Genomic DNA, 18,894 nt, shown 5'->3' on the forward strand with positions numbered 1-18,894 from the left:
ACTATATATGACATGTCTTTCCATAAAAACCGGCGCTATCTGGTCGATAACGCCGGTCATTTCATCAATCGTTCAATTTTAAATCGAATGCTCCCAACCGCCATGGGTATCCAGGTGCGTGGCATCCGCCAAGGCTTCCAGGTCTCTGATTTCGTTTGCAGATAGCTTAACCGCTAGTGCGCGCTTGGCACTCTCGACGTAGCTCGGCTTGGTAACGCCTAAAATCGGTAACGTCCCCTTAGCCAACGCCCAGGCCGTTGCAACTTCAGCGACGGTGGCATCCTGCGTGGTCCCAATCGCTTGCATCCGCTGGATCAACTTGGTCAGTTCCGGCAACATGGGATTGTAGACGTTGCCCCGCGAGCTATCCGCCGGCAACGGGTGGACCATATCATACTTGCCCGTCAGCGCTCCCTGTTCCAGGACCATGTAGGCAAAGAACGTGATACCATTTTCTCGACAATAGTCCAGAATTCCCTCCTGTTCGGACGCCCGGTCCAGCAGGCTAAAGTGGTTCTGGACCGCCGAGACCTTAAAGCCGGCCGTCCCCAGAATCTGGTTCGCTTGCTTGATCTGGGATAGGTTGTGGTTCGAGACGCCGACCTGACGAATCTGGCCGCTCTGCAAGAGTGGAATCAGCTTCGGCGTCCACCGCGCCACGTCATCCGAGTTATGGATCCAATAGATGTCGATGTAGTCGGTCTTTAAGCGCTTCAAGCTACCCGCTAGCATCTCGGTGACCGCTTGATCATCGGTCGCCAGCTGGGGCGTGAACTTGGTCGACAAGGTGTACGTCTCCCGCGCGTAGTCGTTCAAGAGGTCGCCCAGGATACGTTCCGAGTCGCCGGCACCATAGGCATACGCGGTATCCCACAACGTTAAGCCGCCTTGCATGGCAGCGTCCACGACCGGACGGAGGTCGCTTTCATCTAAATGGTGGCCAAAGATTTGGTCGCCGCCGGCATCGCCGATACCCCAAGACCAGGTACCCAAAGCGATAGCGGGTAATTTTGGTTGAGTAGCCATTGACAAACTTCCTTCCTCATTCCTACCTACCTAGTTTACCCCATGAGGTTGTTTTGGGAAAGTTTCCAGTCTTGATCCCGCTCAGTTAAGTTCTCTTGCTTAGTGGTTGAGCAACCACTCCGTGAGGCGCTGGTTGAGTTGGGCGAGGCTCTGGCGTAGTGCGGTTCGGTAATGCTGTAACTGAACCAACCGCCGCTGGTTCTGGGTGACCTTTTCCTGGCGTTCTTGCACGGCCGGCACTAACCATTCCAGGCTACTCTGTGCGTTCACATAGGCCTCGCTTCCCGGAGTCGCCGTGGCCACCGTGGTACGGGCCCGTTGAAGGTCTTCTTGGGCATCCGCCAGTTCCGCCGTTAAAAAGGTCCGGTTCTGGGTCGCTCGCTGGAGACTATTTTCCGTTTCAGTAAGATCTGTCGTAAGATCTACAATCTGTTTCCGTAACCCACGCTCCGTTGTGACTGGTGGCGTGGCGGGTTGCGCCGGAGCAGGCATCACCGGTGGCGTAGTTGGCGCTGGTTCCGGTGCGACCGGAGCCGGGACTACTGGTTTGACGGGTGCCGGTCTGTTAGGTTTCGCCGGCTTTACCGGCTTAGGCGCCCGGTAGCGTAGATTGGCGACCCGCGCTTGGTACCCCTTCTTGGTGACTTTTAACTGGAAGGTTCCCGTCTTCAAAGCGCGACGTAATTTTATCCGAAAGTGACCTCGGGCGTTGGCCTTGCCGTGCCCCACCGCACGTTGCCCGGAACGGTAAAGGGTCACTTTGGCCCCCTTAGTGGTCGTCCCCTGAACGGTCTGCGCCACGACCTTGAGCTGGCGGACCTTGGCGACCTGTTGGCGCTTAGCGTCCGCTTGGCCGACCGTGAACCCGGTGACCCCAACCACAACGGCTACGGCCGTTAACACCCTACTCTGTACTGTCATAAGTTAAACTCCCCTAAATTTTAAGATGTGTTAGCAGTTTAGCACCCTTTTAGATTGTGGACAATCAATCAGCTAACCAATCGTACCCAGTGACTGAACCACGCCACCCCATCATTCACTTAATCCCTGGTTGGGGTCTGAGGATGTTAAATGTCCGCCTTACCGGGCGACCAGACAGGGCTGGAACGCCGTGGGCACCACTTCGAGCCAAAGTGCGGTCTCGAAGCTGGGCCTTATTCTAAGCTGGCTGAGGAACGCCAACTAAGAATAATTTCACGGCTGAGCCCTGTCTGGTCGCCCTCTCGGCTCACACTAGCCGTTGAATTGGACCTTACATTATTTAAAAATGGCCACCACAGTCAAGGTCCCAACAGCCGATAGGGCCCAGCCGGTGACATTAGCGTTAGCCGAGAGGTCTTCTCGGCTTAGGCTAAGGCCGAGCTTTGAGATTCGCGGGTTTAGCGAAGCTCAAAGTCGTGCCCACTGGCGTCACGGCCCTGCCAATCGGCTGTTGAGACCGCCTGGACTCGCGGATAGTTAGTCGCCCGGTAAGGCGGATTCACAAAAACAGTGGTCATCGGGGACTAGGGTCCGTGATGATCACTGCTGATGACGCTTTTGAAGTTAAGCTAAGTCTTCCGGGCCGTATAGGGCGTTGTGGTACAACCACTTGCAGAAGCCTTCCGTATCGTGCTTGCGGTAAAAGTTGGCGACTGACCACTGGTACTCGGCGAACTGGTCCGGCAACAATAGGAGCACGCCGGCGCCCCGACTCATCAAGACGTGGTTGGCCACCAAGAATGCCGTGGCGCTGTTGCCATCCCGGTACAACTGATGCGCCAAGATGTAGGCCAGTGCTTGTAACGCCCGGTCCGTGTAGTCCGGGTGTTTCAACCGCAACGTCACCAAGTCGTGTTGGACGGCTGCCGCCTGCGGAACCGGGATGCCGAAGTCCTGATCCCCCACCATCACGGGTCCCACGCGGAGCTCACCCCCGTTAAGCCCAATCCCTTCCGTGACCAAATCATTGATGTGGCCAAACGTTAGGAGGTCAAAACCCTGGGGGGAGCTGGTCATGAACGCGACCGCCGTTCGGAGGTTCATCAGCCGCTGGGCCGACCGTTCCGTTAGCGTAGCGTTGACCAACCGGCCCGTCACAAGCCGATTTAACTGCGCAAAGTCGGTCGAATCCCCCTCTAAATGGGCCAACATCGCAATCAACGGCACCTGATTGCGAATCAAGACCTGTTGCTCCGCCAATCGACTCAGGTGGTAACGACTCTGGGGGTACTGTCCCCGTTGTTCCATCCTGTCCATCCCCTTTACCTAGAATCCTTAGTTCGATGATACCCTTTTTTGACCGACCGACCAACCAAAAAGCCGCCGCGGTAATCCCCCCAGTTCCGGGTGAGTCACCGCAGCGGCTTATGACCTCAATAGGCTAAATCACATCTGCATCCCCATCTTCTCGTAGGAACTCATTCCCGCGAGATGGAGGTCCTTCACGTCGATGCCCCGTTCTTTCGCAACGGCCTTCATCAAGGTATCCATATCCATTAATTTATAGGTCTTATTCGGTTCTTCTGGTGTGTACGCTTGAATCTGCGCCATCATCCCACCGTCTTCGTGTTCAATGATGTGGCAGTGGTACATGAAGACGCCCGGCTTATCGAACCAGACCTTCAAGCGGACCGTTTCCCCTGGGTTGACCCCGACGGTATCCTTGAAACCGTGTTCGTTAGGGTACGGAGCATGGCCGTTACGGGAGACTACCAGGAATTGGGTCCCGTGCATGTGATACGGGTGGACCATCCCGCCATCCATTTCATTGGTGTTGGTCACATCCCAGAGTTCCACGTTACCCACCTGTTGCTTGGCATCGATCCGTTGCATGGCGAACTTCTTGCCATCGATCATGACCTGTTCGTCCATCCCGGACATCACGACTTTACGGATTGGCGTATTCGGCGTCACATCGGGGTCGGGAATATCGACCAGGTGGTCTGGTAACTTCACGTCTTCCCGTTGGTAATCGTGAATGCGGAAGCGAACGATTGGCACGTCGTCACTGTACAGCGTCACGGTCTCACCGGGTTTGACGCTACCAAAGTCCACGATGATCTCGGCCCGTTCGGCACAGGTCAGCATCAGGTGCGTGAACTGGACGGGTTCCGGCATCACGCCCCCATCCGAAGCCACTTGGGTAAACGGCAAATCGTGGCTAAAGTGCAGCCGCCATTCCCGCCGGTTCGCACCATCGAGGATCCGCAAGCGAATCCGTTGGGTGGTCACGTCAAAGTACGGGTTGATGGTCCCGTTGATCATGGGTGTCGGACCTTGCACGCCATCCGGATCATAGTCGGCATCGTAATCCCACTGATTATTCTCATGGAAGCGCCGGTCTTGTAAGACCAACGGAATGTCATCGACCCCGTAATTCCGGGGGAACGGTAACTTGGCTTCCGTCTGGTCGGTGACTAGGACCATCCCCGCTAGACCGTGCCAGACCTGTTCAGCCGTCGATGGACACGGGTGCGCGTGCAGCCACAGCGTTGCGGCCGGTTGGTCGACCGTGAAGTCGATGTGCTGGGTCTCGCCCGGATAGACGGGGGCGTGGCACCCGCCATCAGTGTAAGGTCCCGGGACGTTTAAGCCGTGCCAGTGGAACGTGGTCAACTCTGGCAAGCTATTCTTCAAGGCAATGTGCATGTGCTTGCCCTTCTCAAAGACCAGCGTCTGCCCCAACAGCGTGGTGTTGTAGCCCCAGGTCTTGGTCTTGGCCCCCGGCAAGAGCTGCGTCTCGCCCGCCTGAGCTTCGACCGTGTAATAGGTATCCGTTGCGGTCTCCTTATCCGGCTTCAAGAGCGGTGGAATCCGCAGGGCCTGTTGCGGCGTCTGGGGTTCCTCCAGCGGAACGTACCCGCCATCGTGCGTGTTATAGGCTGGTTCGTCAAAGAAATAATCAGTGTAAGTTGGTTTTGTCATCTAAAAAGACTCCCCTTCTTCGGATTAAATGCTTCTGGTTACCCTTTCATGATACCGCAAATTCTCACTTATCGACTGACCCGACGCAAAAAGCCGTCACCTAAAGGCAACGACTTCTCGTATTTTACTCATAAATTGACTGAAATTTAGTTTCCGACCAAACACTAACGGGTTCTTCCACCTGGTCAAGCGGTGACCATCACCCGCTAACGTTTAGAGCTGCCGCCGCAAGATGCCGGCGATGAGCGTCCCGGTTAACAGAACCAAACCGTAAACGGCGGTCTGCGTCTTGGCATCGCTGGTCTGGGGAAGCTTCCCCTGAGCGGCCCGCCGATGAGCTTGGGAGACGCCGACCACGTGGGCGTTCGCAGCCTTTTGCGTATTGGCTGGCTTAGAACTTGGCTTGGTGGTTGCCGTTGGTTGCTTGGACGCAGCTTCCTTGTTGGCCGTTTCCTGTTCCTCGGCTTCACGGTCCTTTTCTTCTTGCGCGGTTTCGTTTCCACCGTCAATGTCGGTGGTCCCGGTATCGGGCTTGCCGTCACCATCAACGTCTACGTTATCGCCTGGTTCGACACTCCCGTTGTCGCCGCCTTCGTTACCGCCGTTCTCATCAACGTCGGTCCCGCCGGCATTACCGTTACCGGAGCCGGTGTTCTTACTGCTGGTTGACACCTTGCCGTTGGCACTTTCTTTGTTAGTCCCACCGTTCGTACCGGCCCCCCAGGTCAAGTCTGCCTTGTTCCGGAAGACGTAACCATCTTGGACCACGGACGGATCATCGATGCTGGTGTAGTAGTCGATCGCGTACATCTCGGTGACCGTATCGTTGAACTTCACGGTGAACCCGTCACTGGTGTAGGTGACCGTGTAGTCCTGACCCTCAACTAAGGGGGTGGTCTCCCGTACGTAGGTTCCGCCGACCACATCATCGCGCCAGTGGGCTTCGGTGATCGTGAGACCCGGGATCATGGTCTGGTTGTCCCCAATCTTATCCTTGACCGTGAGATTCTTCATCTCGATCGGTTGCCGGTTGACCAGGACCGTCCACTTTACTTGGTTGGTGTCTTCTTGGATGGTCCCTTTCTTAGAGATGTTGGCCAGGTCCGGCACAATGTTAATCACATCGTGGTGGTCATTCGGGAAGTTCACGGGTTGTTCCCCGGTAGCCGTCCCGTTGTACTTGGTCGCCAGGTTCAAGGTCATTTCCTTATCCTTTAACCCCTCGACCTTTTCGTTTAGGGTCACTTCGACCTTATCGCCACCCTTAGTGACTTTACCGACGCCGATAACGGTTCCATCCGGCGCCGTCACGTTAAACGTGTCGTCTCGTGATGACTTTAAGTTATCTGGCAGCGGGACGCTGATCACGTCCTGGTTATGTAAAGCGAGATCACCAAACTCCAAGTGGTACTGGATGTTTACCGTATCGGATACCTTGAAATCCGGTCCGTTGGTAACCTTCGCCGTGGTTAGGTACTGACTACCATCAATGGTTGCTGCTTGTGCGGTCAGCTGCGCTTGTCCCCAAAAAACAACCACAACCGTTGCGACCAATAGCAGAAGCCATTGGACTACTTTATATTTTTTACTCAAAAAGGTCCCCTCCTTCAACAACTTTCACTCTCGAGTATACGCGCCATTGCCTAACCTGACCACCTTCTTTGTCCCGCATTCCCTAAAAAAACAAAAAAGCCACCCGCAAATTCACGGGTAGCTCGTCATCGTTTACTTTAGGTTGGCTCCGCTTAGCAGATACGGGTGCCTAACGTCTGCATTTCTTTCTTCAAGTCCAGCTTGGACTTCTCTTCAGCGGTGTAGGTCACCAAACCCACGGCGCTGTCGATGATCCCACTGTCGTCCCGTAAGGCGAGTTGGTTGTGCACCCGGTCGAGGGTCAGGCCATTGCTCAGGTACAGGGCATCCGTCTTACTGGTCCAGAGTTGATAACCCGCGTTGTTGTCGACGGGAATCTCGTAAGCGGGATCCTTAGCCGTCAAAGCGACGAACTGGAATTTATCCCCAATGGCACAACTACCACCAATGGTCGAATACTTATTCGAGCCATCATCAGTCGTCAGTAATAACACACTATCTGCATCGATGTTGGCGTCCAGGTAAGCCTTAGCCGCTTCTTTAATCGTTAATTGCATGGTATCGACTCCTTCTCTTCTATTCTGCCACAACTCAATTGTACGCAATTATTTATACACCCTTTAAACGTCCCTGTAAAGTCAGACGACTCACCAAGACCACCAAAAAAGGGACGGACAAGCTCTGTCCCTCCCTTACGCTAATCCTATCATCAATGCCGTTGCCGGCTGAAGACCCATCCCGTCACCGCCGTTAAGCTGCCTAACAGGGTGGCCCCGATGACCTGTAACCAAGACTGTTGCTGGTCGTTGGTCTGCGGTAACTGCGTGGCGGTCGTTGCCTGGGCAGGCTGACTCGCCGTCACAGTCCCCTTATTAGCCAGTGGTTGTGCTGGCCGCTCAGCGGTCGCCTGCATGGCTGACGAATCAATCGTTGCGGCATCGCCACCCTGGCGAACCAACGTCGCGACCTCCTCAGGCGCGACCTGGTTAGTTAAGGTTGGTGCTTCAGCTAACTGCGCGCCATCCCCCGCTTCTTGCGCGGGTTGCTCCGGTGTTCCGGGTTGTTCTGGGACACCCGGTTGCTCTGGCACCTCTGGCGTTTCGGGAACGTCCGGTGTCTCGGGCTGGTCCGGCTGATCCGGATTCCCGTGGTCGCCGCCACCGGTCTGAATCTTCCGGTACAGGTAAACCACGTTCTGGTCTTCCTTGGTGTAGGTGCCTTGCGCGTTGAACGGCGTGCTGACCAACTGGTAATCCCCCGGTACCGTCGCCAGTGGTTCACTGGTGTAGTCCGTGGTGACCTGTCCCGTCAGTGTGACGGGGGCGGCTAAGTCGTTGCCCTGCAAGTCCTGGTAGTGCACGATGACTTGCCCGTTGACCACTTTAAAGTAGACGTTGATGGGGGCCGTGCCCTTTGCCAGCTTCACAATCAACTGCTGGCCGGTAACGGTTCCGCTGGTCGCGTGGTCGAGTTCAAAGCCCGCTAACGTGGGAAGGTCAACGTTCCGTAACGTTCCCGTGGTCCCATTCACCGTCACATCCGGCGCCAAGGTCTGGCCATCCGGATCAACGAAATGAATCAACTGCTGATAGATGACGGGGGTGAAGTACACGTTAATCGGTGACTCATCATTGGCGATGGTCAGGGTCAGTTGTCCGTCCGTCAGTGTGCCCGCAGTGGTCTTCTCCGGATCGACCTGGTAATCATCAATGGTTGGTAAGTCCAGGACTTGTTGACTATCTTTGGTCCCTGTTACCGTTTGGGCTGGCGCCAACTCGTTTCCGTCAGCGTCAATGAAGTGCACCAGGTGCTGGTAGACTGCCTGTTTGAAGTACACGTTGATCGGCGACTCATCGTTGGTAATGGTCAGGGTCAGTTGCCCGTCCGCTAACGTGCCGGCGGTGGTCTTCTCCGAATCGGCCACGTAATCATCAATGGTTGGCAAGGTCAGCGTCTGCTGGCTGTCCTTGGTCCCCGCTACCGTTTGGGCTGGCGCTAATTCGTTTCCGTCAGCGTCGATGAAGTGCACCAGGTGCTGGTAGACCGCCTGTTTAAAGTACACGTTAATCGGTGACTCATCGTTGGTAATGGTCAGCGTCAGTTGCCCGTCCGCTAGTGTGCCTGCGGTGGTCTTCTCCGAATCGGCCACGTAATCATCAATGGTCGGTAAAGTCAGCGTCTGCTGGCTATCCTTGGTCCCCGCCACCGTTTGAGCTGGCGCTAATTCGTTTCCGTCAGCGTCAATGAAGTGTACCAGGTGCTGGTAGACCGCCTGTTTGAAGTACACGTTGATGGGCGTGTTCGCGTCCGTCAGGGTCACCTCAAGCTGTCCGTTTGTCACGGTTCCCGCATCACTATGGTCCACCACGTAATCCGCGATGGTCGGCAGCTGTAAGGTCTGCGTACTCCCCACGGCTCCACTAACGGTGCCGGCTGGGTGGAGAACCGTACCATCGTCGCCAATAAAGTTGACCACTTGTTGGATGGTCGCGGCCTTGAAGTAAACGTAGATGTCCGCGTTCTCTTGAGCCAGGGTACCCGTTAACGTGTAGCCGGTCTGGGCATCGCCGGTTGCGGTCGCTCCCTGAGTCCGGTCGTAAGTGTAACCGTCAATCGTGGGAACTTGGTAGGTCCAGGTATCCCCCCGACCACCGATTTGATCCGCTGCGGGTTGCAGGGCGTTTCCTGCTTGATCGACCAAATGGATGACTTGCTTAAAGCCGAATTCCAAGAACACCCGACCGGCGTCCGTTCCAAAGGTCCCCTGAGTCCCCGCTACACTGGCCGCATCCGATGGCGAACTTAGCGTGCTAGCCCGAACCAGCGTGAATCCCTTCTTAGCTAACTCCGCGATAGTCTGTTGGACGTTACTCATCTTAAGGGCGTCGAAGTCCGTGCCCGTAGTGCCACTGATGGTTACATCCGGCGCCAGGGTCACCCCATCGATTAGCCTGAAGTTCACGGCTTCTGCCCCTATACCTGCGACCAACTTGTAGGGAATCGTAACTTGAGCAGTCCAGTTAAAAGGCTCTACCGGTTCATCACTATGAATCCCATTATCCTGCGACATCGCGTAAATTAGCTGGCCAGTCGTAGGTCCGGCAGAAACGTCCCAAGAAATCATCCGAAATCCCTCTGAAGGAATCCCAGTTGAGTGCTGACCTATTGTAACGGCTGTAATATCCTTATTATATGTGGTAAGGACGTCGTTGATAAATATTCCCGAATAGAATGGCGACTGCGTCACATACGACTTGGTATCCGGATTCAACGTCACTTCTGGTAAGATCATCTCCTGATTTCCTGCGCTAACCATAAACATATCGCTCTTATTCTTTACCATTAACGGTCGGACATCAAAAATTTGGTTAAATCCCAATTGCCAGATGGCGAAGCTTCCCGTGTCATTAACCGCTTGGGCCACATCCTTCAAGGCGGAAATATCCGAGACTTGGTTCTTACTGATGGTCAAAAAGCTTAATTTCTTACTATTCGCTAAAGCGGAAATATCCGTTAAGGCGCCCCGGTACATATCATCTTTTTTCCAGATTTCACTGGCCTTATAGTTAGGGGTAATGGAGAGGTTGGTCAAGTCTGGGGCATATTCGAGACCTTGCAACGACTTAATTCCCGTTACCACGTTATAGTAAGCTTCATCCGTTTCCTGCAAATTACTGTCCGCAACCAAACTAGTTAGTTGTTTCATCATATCCGGCGTAATTTCCGAAACCGAAGTTAACCCTAATTTATTTTTCGTATTTAAAGTTTTGAGGACTAACTGTTGTAGATTCTTGTCCGGCATCCACTGATCAATACTGGTGGGTACGGTGTCCGCCAAAGCTTGCTTGGCCTTTAGAGCCGTTGGCGTCACGGTCGCATTCGACTGGTCAGTGAGGTTACCGGCCGGCTGGTCTGTATCACCGGTAGCCGGCTGATTTTCCTTGGGAGCGGGCGTCGTCTCGTCGTTCGATTGAGGAACCGTGGTCGTCGATTCTGTCTTAGCTGGCGCCACATCATCTTCCTGACCCGTGGTTGCCGGCTGGTTCGTTGACGATTCGGATGATTTCCCGGCTTGCGACGATTCGTCCGCTGGCTGACTCGACTCATCTTCTGTAGCGGCGTCGCCCGCTTTTAACGTCACCATGGATGATTCGGTTGTGGCTTTGGGCGTCGTTTGCGTGGTCGCTGCCGAACTTTCGGCAGCCTCTGATGTCTGGTCTGCACGTGCTGTTACCGTACCTAAGCTCCCTAATAAGAGGGTCCCGGCAACGATGCCCGTTGCCGTCCAGGTCTTCCCTAAAGTTTGATGAACCATGTTAGGTTGTTTTAGTCGTGTCATCGTTACCATACTCCTCATTTTTAAGCACCTAGTTAAGGGTCAAAATAAAGTATTTTGTGAAATCGTTATCATGGCTTAACTATAACGTATAATTCTGGGCAATTCAACAAAAACGATGGTTTATAGTATGCGTTTTATAAAACAATTAGCGACCATAACCCTTGATAATTTGGGGTTTTACTTAAAGTTTCACCTTTTTAAATCTGTTACTAAGTTCTGTAACCTAACCAAACTGACCCTCGCGGCTATTTTTCTAAATCGACCACCGATAAGCCCGTCACCTGCGGGCTAGTTTTAAGAACCACGCTTGTCACCAAAATCAAAACCCGGAACACAAAGGAACCCCCAAGATTAAACTTAACGGCCAACCTTGGGGGTTCCTTTAGCTTATTTTTCAATTATGGACAACTTTTAACAAACCTATTCTAAAAAATGATGCCGTCACCCTAAAAATAGGGTTCCCCAAAAATCTTACACGAGTCACTCCCATTCCAGAACGCCGTAACAGAAAATCAAACGTAGGTAGCAGCCGTGAGGGCGGCCAGACAGGGCTCAGCCGTGACATTTTCCTTGGTGAGCGTTTTCCAGCTCGCCTAGGAAAAGGACCAGCTTCGAGACTGCCTTTTGGCTCGAAGTGGTGCCCACGGCGTTCCAGCCCTGTCTGGCCACCCGGTAAGGCGCTGACCAGCGCACTGGTTGTTTTCTGCGAGCCACGCCAAAAATCCCCCGCAAGTCAATCAACTGACTTACGGGGGACTGCGCGATTCTGCCGCAACCGACGGCTAGTCCGAATAGGACCGCTTGATCAACGCAATCACGTCGGCTTCGGACAAGTTTAATTTCTTAGCTTCACTGGTGAAGCGGCTCACGTAACGGTCGTAGAACTGCGACCGGCGCTTGTTGCGAATAATCTCGGCGGCATCGGCCGTGACGAACATGCCGACCCCCCGCCGTTTCTCGATCATCCCCGCAGCCACCACCCGGTTCATCCCCTTGAGGACGGTCGCCGGATTAATGTGGAATTCCTTGGAGACTTCCGTGGTGGAAGGGACCTGTTCGCCCGCCTGATAGACCCCCGTGAAGATGGCCTCTTCGACCCGCTCGGCCACTTGTAAATAAATGGGTTCTGGACTATCAAAATTAAATCGCATAAGACTCTCTCACATTCTTTTGAACTCGGTTTAGTCCTGCAAAGTCTCGCTAGGCATCACAAGATTTAAGTATAACCCCAGCGTGATCAGATAGTAGATGACATACAGCCCAATGAAAATCACAAACGTGGTCCCAATTCCCAGGTAAGGGCTCATGGGGGCCGACATCAACGGCTTGAACATCTGTAATCCAAACAGAACGTCTACGATTCCCATGATACCAGGAATTGCGAATAAAATCCCAATTTCTTTTGCCAGACCGCCCCGCATCAACGACCGACGGACCCCAATCTTGTTCAACATCGCGTACCGGCGCAAGTCGCCTGGTGCACCGGACAGGATCTTGAACATCAAGCAGGACGCCAGCATGGCCAGAAAGGCGATTCCCAAGAAGTACCCGATGAATTCAAGGCCCCCAAAGACGCCGTTCATCATCTGGTAAGACTCATAGGTCCCGACCACGAGCGACCCATCATGCGGCGCGGGAAATCGTCGTTGCTCACTCTTAGATAACTTACCCAGGGTCTGCAAATCATTGGCGAGGTGCTTGACCCGTAATGTGGTCACAGTATAGGTCTTGCCGTTCAACCGGGCAAACGCCGCAGCACTCACGATTTTAGGGGCCTTAAAGTCCCCCAACTTGTTGGGATTCAGCACGATGAAGTTCATCGATTGGCTCCCAGACTTCTTGAACTTCGCCAGGGATTCCGTGTAGAACTTAGGCGTGGCGTTGATCTTGTTCGAGTACTTCTGTTGCTGGTACGGCGTGCGTTTGAGTTCGGCAGCGTTGTAGTAGGTGGTCTGTCCCACAACCTTTTGGGTGTAGGTGGCTTGGTGGGCCAAGTCTAGTTGCCCCATCCAGTGCTTCTGTTGCGCGTTGGGGTTATGAATGGCGACCGAGTAGTCCCCTAAGGAATCGGCGACCAGCGGCATCTGCCGGTGATACCCTGACCCGACCGTGATGGCCCCTAACGCCATGGCGAATAATAAGGAAACAATCGTTAGCATCCGCGTGTAGTCGTGCACCCGGAAGTTCAACTGACCCAACAAGAACCCGTTTAAGTGTTTCCGGGCCCACTTGGTCCGCCGCAGTCCCCGGATCACCGCTAATACGGTCGCGTGGAAGATCAGGTAGGTTCCCAGCGTAATCGTGACCAGTGCCAGTGGAATCGCGGTCAATTCGAGTTGTTCGATGGCCGCCATGGCCCAGTAGCCCACAGCTACCAACGCCAAGCCCAAGAGACCAGCGATGAATTGCCGAACGGGACGAACCTTTGGCTGGTTCGCCTGCTGGTCGGCGTGCAGAAGGTTCTGGACCGTGGTCCGCATCAAGCGCATCAGGTTAAACAGTGACGCTAAAATGAACAAGCCGACATATAGCACGGCCGTGAAGAGGACGGCCGGCAGGTAAAACGACACTAAGTGACTGAGGTGTAAGCCCAGTCGGTCTAATAGGAAGCCGACCAGAAACTTGCTGGCTAAGATGCCCAGCAGGATACCGACCACCGTAGCGACGGTCCCCAGAATCAGGGTCTCTAAGAAGACCAGTTCTCCGACCCGCTTACGTTTGGCTCCCAGCATCATGAACAGTCCGTAGTCGTGCTGGCGCATACTCAGCAGGAACGAGTTGGCGTACATAATGTAGACGACCGTGATCAGAGCCAATAAAACGGCCCCGAAACCGAAGACGATACTGGCCGATTGAACGACCGCGTTGGCCTTGATGAAGGCCTGGTTCGTGGCTAAGTTGGCGAACATGTAGAAGATGGCGGCCGACATGGTCAACCCGGCCAATAAGACCAGGTAGTCGCGCCGGCGGTTCTTAACGCCCGCTAAAGCTAATTTCGTTAACATCCTGGTCCCCCCTATTCGCTAAACGTCCCGAGTTCCGTCAGAATCTGTTGGTAAAAGGTCCGCCGGTCCTGGTCGGCCCGCCGCAGTTCGGAGCCAATCTGACCATCCTTGATGAACAGGATGCGTTGGCAGAAGCTGGCTGAGAACGGATCATGCGTGACCAGCAGGACTGACATCTGTTGTTCCTGATTGATCGTGGTCAGCAGGTCCAAGAGTTCCCGGGCACTGGTCGAATCCAGGGCGCCGGTCGGTTCGTCCCCCATCAGGATGGCCGGCTGATGCACGATGGCACGAGCCGCCGCGACCCGTTGCTTCTGGCCCCCCGATAATTGGGCCGGATACTTCTTTAAGAGGTCCGTAATCGACAAAGTCTCCGCGACCTGATGGATGGCTTGGTCCATGACCCGTGACGCCGTCCCCTTCAAGGCCAACGGCAAGCCGATGTTTTCCTCCGCCGTCAGACTTTCTAGCAGGTTGAAGTCCTGGAAGATGAACCCGACTTCTTGGGCTCGGAAGTCAGCCAACTGGTTACCCCGCATCTTGGTCACATCGTGGCCGTTAACGATGACGTCCCCGTTGGTCGGCGTGTCTAACGTTGATAACATGTTCAATAAAGTGGTCTTCCCCGAACCGGAAGCCCCCATGATCCCCACGAATTCCCCTTCAGCGACCGAGAAGTTCAAGCCCTTCAAGGCCGTGTATGGGCGTTCGCCCGCTTTACCGTATGTTTTTTCTAAGTTGTGTACATCAACAACCGCATTCGTCATGGTTAAATCCCCCGTTGGTTAGTTTATTGGTTAGTTACTTGTGTAATTAACTATAACGGTATTTGGATAAAAGTCAATCCTTAATTGAAAAAACATTGGTTTCCCCCACTTCGGTCAGTCACCACCCCCACCAGACAGATTGTTAGCCGTCACGCCATCCCCGCGGTAAACTTAACGTGTAACTGACTTGTCCGAAAACAAGCTGGTGGCGATCATCCGCCTTACCGGGCGGTCAGAAAGGGCTGGAACGCCGTGGGCCCAACTTCGAGCCAAAGAATGGTCTCGAAGCTTGGCCTTTAACTAGGGCAGCCAAGAACGCTCCCCAAGTCAAATTTCACGGCTGAGCCCTGTCTGACCACCCTCTCGGCTCATGCTAGTTCGTCCTGGACAACGTTATCACCGCCCCAACGGCCTAACGTGAGGTCCCGCTAGCCGATAGGGCCCAGCCGGTGAAATTGGCGTTAGGTCAGTGGTCTTCTGACCTTAGGCCAAGGCCCAGTTTTAAGACGCGCGTGCTTTGCGCGGCTTAAAATGGTGCCCACTGGCGTCACGACCCTGCCAATCGGCTAGCGGGACCGGATGTCTCCACCATTCGCATTTTCAGATCAGTCACAATTCAACCTAGGAAAGAAGGATTTTTAGGATGAAACAACTCAACTTAGCGGGAACCAACTGGCAAGCTTCCGCCGTGGCCTTAGGTATCATGCGCATGGCCGGCCTGTCCGTCGACGACGCGGCCAAAGCCTTGGAAGTCGCTCACGATGCCGGCATCAACTACATTGACTCCGCCGACATTTACGGCGACGGGGCTTCCGAGACCAAGTTCAAGGACGCCTTAGCCGCATCGAATTTGTCGCGAGATGACTTCTACATCCAATCCAAGGGGGGCATCATCTTGGACCCCGCACGGAGTCACGACGGCTTGGTCTTCGGGAAGCGCTACGACTTCTCCAAGCAACACCTGCTGGACGCCGTAGATGGTATCCTATCCCGGATGGGCATCGATTACCTGGACGCCTTTTTGTTACACCGGCCCGATCCTCTGATGGATCCCGCCGAAGTCGCTGACGCGTTCGATACCCTGCAACGTGAGGGTAAGGTTCGCCATTTTGGGGTATCCAACTTCAACCCGCAACAGTACCTGATGCTCCAAGAGGCCCTCGACCAGAAGCTGATGTTCAACCAGCTCCAATTCGGCCCCGCCCACACCGGGATGATTGACGCCGGGATGCACGTCAACATGGAAGACAAGTGGGCCGTTGACCGCGATGGCGGCTCCTTAGAATTCGCTCGGCGCAAGCATATCCAGATTCAAGCGTGGTCCCCATTCCAATACGGGATGTTCGCCGGGATGATCATTGATGATCCTAAGTACCAGAAACTCAATGACGAACTACAAAAGTTAGCTGATAAATACGGCGTTTCCAAGAACGGTATTGTCATCGCCTGGATTCTCCGGCACCCAGCTAACGTTCAAGTCCTCTTAGGAACCATGACCCCCGCCCACATCGCGGACAGTGCCGCCGGTGCGGACGTCACGTTGACCAAGCAAGAATGGTACGACGTCTACTTCGCCGCGGGGAATACGTTACCTTAACCGTCAAAAAGCGTTGATTTTCCGGAAAATCAACGCTTTTTATTAGCTAAATTATCAGTTGATTAACGTTTTAACTAAGAACGATTCTAATTGATTGACTCCCCCTCTGGATTTTTGTAGGCTAAAATTAGCGTCATTGTTTTGACCGGTTTTCCACTGGGGGAACCGGACTCAGCTAATCAAACAGGAGGGGATTTTTCATGCCAATCAATCCGAGTCGCGCTCAAGATGTCTGGAAAGATGTGGGCGAACACGTCCAATTCACGGTCCTCAAGCTTAACCGGCAAGACCAAGCCCAAGAACAGGCTGTCTTCCAAGAATTCGCCGACCGTTCTCAAGCCATCATCCGGTCACTGAAGATTCGGGACGCCAAGCCAGCCACGGGGTCGCAACTCAAGGTCGCTATCGGGATCAGTAGCGCTGCCTGGGATTACCTGTTCCCAGACGCCCCTAAGCCCGCGGAATTGGAGACTTACCAAGAACTCCAAGGACCCAAGTACAAGATGCCCGCCACGGAAGGCGACATCTTCCTACACATCCGGGCATCCGACGCCGCCGTGGTCTACGAAGCGCAGACCCAATTCCGGCGGGTCCTGGGCCCCATCACCACGGTGGTCGATGAGACCCAAGGCTTCCGGTACTTCGAAGGCCGGGCCATCATCGGCTTCATCGACGGTACGGAAGCGCCAGCAATCGAAGATGCCGCGGACTACGCCTTAGTTGGTGACGAAGATCCGACCTTTGAGAACGGCTCCTACGCGTTCGCCCAGAAGTGGGAACACGACATGAGCACCTGGGACCACCTCAAGACCGAGACCCAGGAAAAAGCCGTCGGCCGGGAAAAGTTCAGTGATTACGAACTCGAAGACGACGACAAGTTCAAGAACGCCCATAACGTAGCGTCCAAGTTCGAAGAAAACGGCGTTGAACAGAAGATTGTTCGGATGAACGTACCGTTTTCCGCGCCAGCTTCCGGCAAGACCGGGACCTACTTCATTGGTTACGCCCGGCACTGGAAGGTTACGAAAGGCATGTTGACCAACATGGTCGAGAAGAGCGACTACCTCCTGACCTTCTCTAAAGTCTTGACGGGACAAGCCTTCTTCGTTCCATCCCGGGACTTACTGGCCCGGATGGCGGAAGGCGAATTTCACTAAAATCCATTAAACTTACCCAAAATCTAAAAAGCGGCAGGAACGCCCATCAGCGCGGGTTCCTGCCGTTTTTGTCATCTAATGATCCCCTCGAAGCGGTCACGTTTCCTTACAAATTGGCCCGTTTCCGTTCCCGTACCTGGATCTCGCTGATCAGTTCAGCCAACGTGATCTGGGCCATCTGGTTCTCCGCCGCGCGCTGGACCTGCTGGTAGGCACCACGTAGGGTCTCTTGAATGTTGCCCCCCACGATGCACTGCGGGTTGGTCCGGTCATCCACGTGCAACAAGTCGCCGTCCGGTTCCACGGCCCGGTAAATATCCAATAGCGACATGGTCGCCGGGTCTCGCAATAGGTGGGGCTGGGCACTGCCCCGTTGCGTAGCCAGCAGTCCGGCTTGGCGCAACGCCCCCATCAACCGCCGCACCAACGCCGGGTTAGATTCCACGCTGGCCGCAATGGCCTGACTACTGAGGTCCCCATCCCGGTAAATCTCGACGTACGCCAGGATATGGACCGCATCACTTAATCGGTGCGAGTAACGCATCCCATTTTCCCCCTTACTTGGTCGTTGACGCCGTTGCCAGACTCGCCTTCAAAAAGTCCGGCAAAGACTGTGCTGGTCGGCCCATAATCTGGCGGTAGTCGTCCGTGACCGTGGCCAACAGCCCCTGTGCGCCACCCGCGTACATCGAGGCCAGCATATGGCCCTCGTTTCCCTGGTTATAGAGGTCACTGAACTGCTGGAGCGTCACCGGGGCGTAACCAATCTTGGCCCCGGAAACCTGACTGAGTACTGCGGCCAACGCCGGCATGGTGTACGACCGTTCCTGGGTCAATGTATAGACCGACCGTTGCCATAGCCGCGGCGTGACGGCGACCTGGGCAAAGGCCGCCGCGCTATCGGCCAGACTGATGAAGCTTAGCGACGCATCCCCCATGGGGTAGATGACGTTTTGCCGTTCAATCAACTCTGGTAAATAGGGCACCAGCGGGTCGGCGTACAGCGCGTTGCGCAAGATGGTGTAGGACAATCCGGTCTCGGCCAAGCGCCGGGGCAGGTAGCCGTAAAAGGCCGACAGGTCAAACGGGTTATCGGCCTGATCGGCAATGAACCCCATGGCCAGGAAGTGGCCCACGTGCGCCGCCTGAGCGGCCGTCAAGACATGTTCCAATTCGGTCACCCGACTAAAACTATCGTGACTCTTGCTGGGAATGTAAATCACCACGTCCGCATCCTGCAAAGCCGCCTGCACACTGGCCACATCTTGATAATCCAACTTTTGAATCGTCATTCCCTGATCCGCGAACGCCTGTGCCTTAGCGGGCGTGTGGACCCCTAGCGTGATGGTCGTAGCGGGTGTACGTTGTGCCAATTCTTGAACCACCCGTTGACCTAAATGTCCGGTTGCCCCGGTAATCACGTATTTTGTCATTTACCCCAGTCCTTTCTAAATTGCCGTCCAGTTGTTACTCATAACATTACACCTTTATTTTCCTACGTCAA

General features: G+C 54.6%; 14 protein-coding genes. 2 read left to right on the forward strand and 12 right to left on the reverse strand.

Annotated elements, in window-relative coordinates; all coding sequences use genetic code 11:
* Positions 1-78: 78 nt before the first annotated feature.
* The 10 genes from RIN67_RS11165 to RIN67_RS11210 all read right to left on the reverse strand — a co-directional run bounded on the left by RIN67_RS11165 (position 79) and on the right by RIN67_RS11210 (position 14,636).
* Positions 79-1,026: an aldo/keto reductase gene (locus RIN67_RS11165; RefSeq protein WP_265000222.1), complete on the reverse strand. Its 948-nt coding sequence runs from the start codon at positions 1,024-1,026 to the stop codon at positions 79-81.
* A 99-nt stretch (positions 1,027-1,125) separates the two neighbouring features.
* Positions 1,126-1,947 (reverse strand): Ig-like domain-containing protein, encoded by an 822-nt coding sequence (locus RIN67_RS11170; protein ID WP_313825862.1) that lies wholly within the window; start codon positions 1,945-1,947, stop codon positions 1,126-1,128.
* Positions 1,948-2,571: 624 nt separating this feature from the next.
* Positions 2,572-3,255, reverse strand: a complete 684-nt coding sequence (locus RIN67_RS11175) for a Fic family protein (protein ID WP_107740122.1) — start codon at positions 3,253-3,255, stop codon at positions 2,572-2,574.
* A 138-nt stretch (positions 3,256-3,393) separates the two neighbouring features.
* Positions 3,394-4,932 (reverse strand): multicopper oxidase family protein, encoded by a 1,539-nt coding sequence (locus tag RIN67_RS11180; protein WP_265000220.1) that lies wholly within the window; start codon positions 4,930-4,932, stop codon positions 3,394-3,396.
* A gap of 213 nt (positions 4,933-5,145) precedes the next feature.
* Positions 5,146-6,525, reverse strand: a complete 1,380-nt coding sequence (locus RIN67_RS11185; RefSeq protein WP_265000219.1) for a collagen binding domain-containing protein — start codon at positions 6,523-6,525, stop codon at positions 5,146-5,148.
* A gap of 152 nt (positions 6,526-6,677) precedes the next feature.
* Positions 6,678-7,082 carry an iron-sulfur cluster biosynthesis family protein gene (locus RIN67_RS11190; protein WP_024747527.1) on the reverse strand — a complete coding sequence of 135 codons (405 nt, stop codon included), beginning with the start codon at positions 7,080-7,082 and terminating at the stop codon, positions 6,678-6,680.
* A 152-nt stretch (positions 7,083-7,234) separates the two neighbouring features.
* Positions 7,235-10,864, reverse strand: a complete 3,630-nt coding sequence (locus RIN67_RS11195; protein ID WP_265000218.1) for a MucBP domain-containing protein — start codon at positions 10,862-10,864, stop codon at positions 7,235-7,237.
* 782 nt (positions 10,865-11,646) lie between these two features.
* Positions 11,647-12,015: a GntR family transcriptional regulator gene (locus RIN67_RS11200; RefSeq protein ID WP_313825861.1), complete on the reverse strand. Its 369-nt coding sequence runs from the start codon at positions 12,013-12,015 to the stop codon at positions 11,647-11,649.
* 30 nt (positions 12,016-12,045) lie between these two features.
* A complete protein-coding gene (locus RIN67_RS11205) occupies positions 12,046-13,869 on the reverse strand; it encodes an FtsX-like permease family protein (protein ID WP_265000382.1) in 1,824 nt (607 codons plus the stop codon).
* Between the two features lie 11 nt (positions 13,870-13,880).
* Complete coding sequence (locus tag RIN67_RS11210; protein WP_265000381.1) at positions 13,881-14,636, reverse strand: ABC transporter ATP-binding protein; 756 nt, start codon at positions 14,634-14,636, stop codon at positions 13,881-13,883.
* Between the two features lie 643 nt (positions 14,637-15,279).
* Here RIN67_RS11210 and RIN67_RS11215 point away from each other — a divergent pair.
* Positions 15,280-16,233, forward strand: coding sequence for an aldo/keto reductase (locus RIN67_RS11215; RefSeq protein ID WP_265000380.1), 954 nt, complete (start codon positions 15,280-15,282; stop codon positions 16,231-16,233).
* Positions 16,234-16,433: 200 nt separating this feature from the next.
* Positions 16,434-17,390, forward strand: a complete 957-nt coding sequence (locus tag RIN67_RS11220) for a Dyp-type peroxidase (protein ID WP_024747521.1) — start codon at positions 16,434-16,436, stop codon at positions 17,388-17,390.
* A 106-nt stretch (positions 17,391-17,496) separates the two neighbouring features.
* Here RIN67_RS11220 and RIN67_RS11225 read toward each other — a convergent pair whose 3' ends face one another.
* Positions 17,497-17,934, reverse strand: coding sequence for an Rrf2 family transcriptional regulator (locus RIN67_RS11225; protein WP_056944386.1), 438 nt, complete (start codon positions 17,932-17,934; stop codon positions 17,497-17,499).
* Between the two features lie 13 nt (positions 17,935-17,947).
* A complete protein-coding gene (locus RIN67_RS11230) occupies positions 17,948-18,823 on the reverse strand; it encodes an SDR family oxidoreductase (protein WP_265000379.1) in 876 nt (291 codons plus the stop codon).
* Positions 18,824-18,894 lie beyond the last annotated feature (71 nt).

This window comes from Levilactobacillus namurensis (assembly GCF_032197885.1).
In the GTDB taxonomy this organism is placed as follows: Bacteria; Bacillota; Bacilli; order Lactobacillales; family Lactobacillaceae; genus Levilactobacillus; species Levilactobacillus namurensis_A.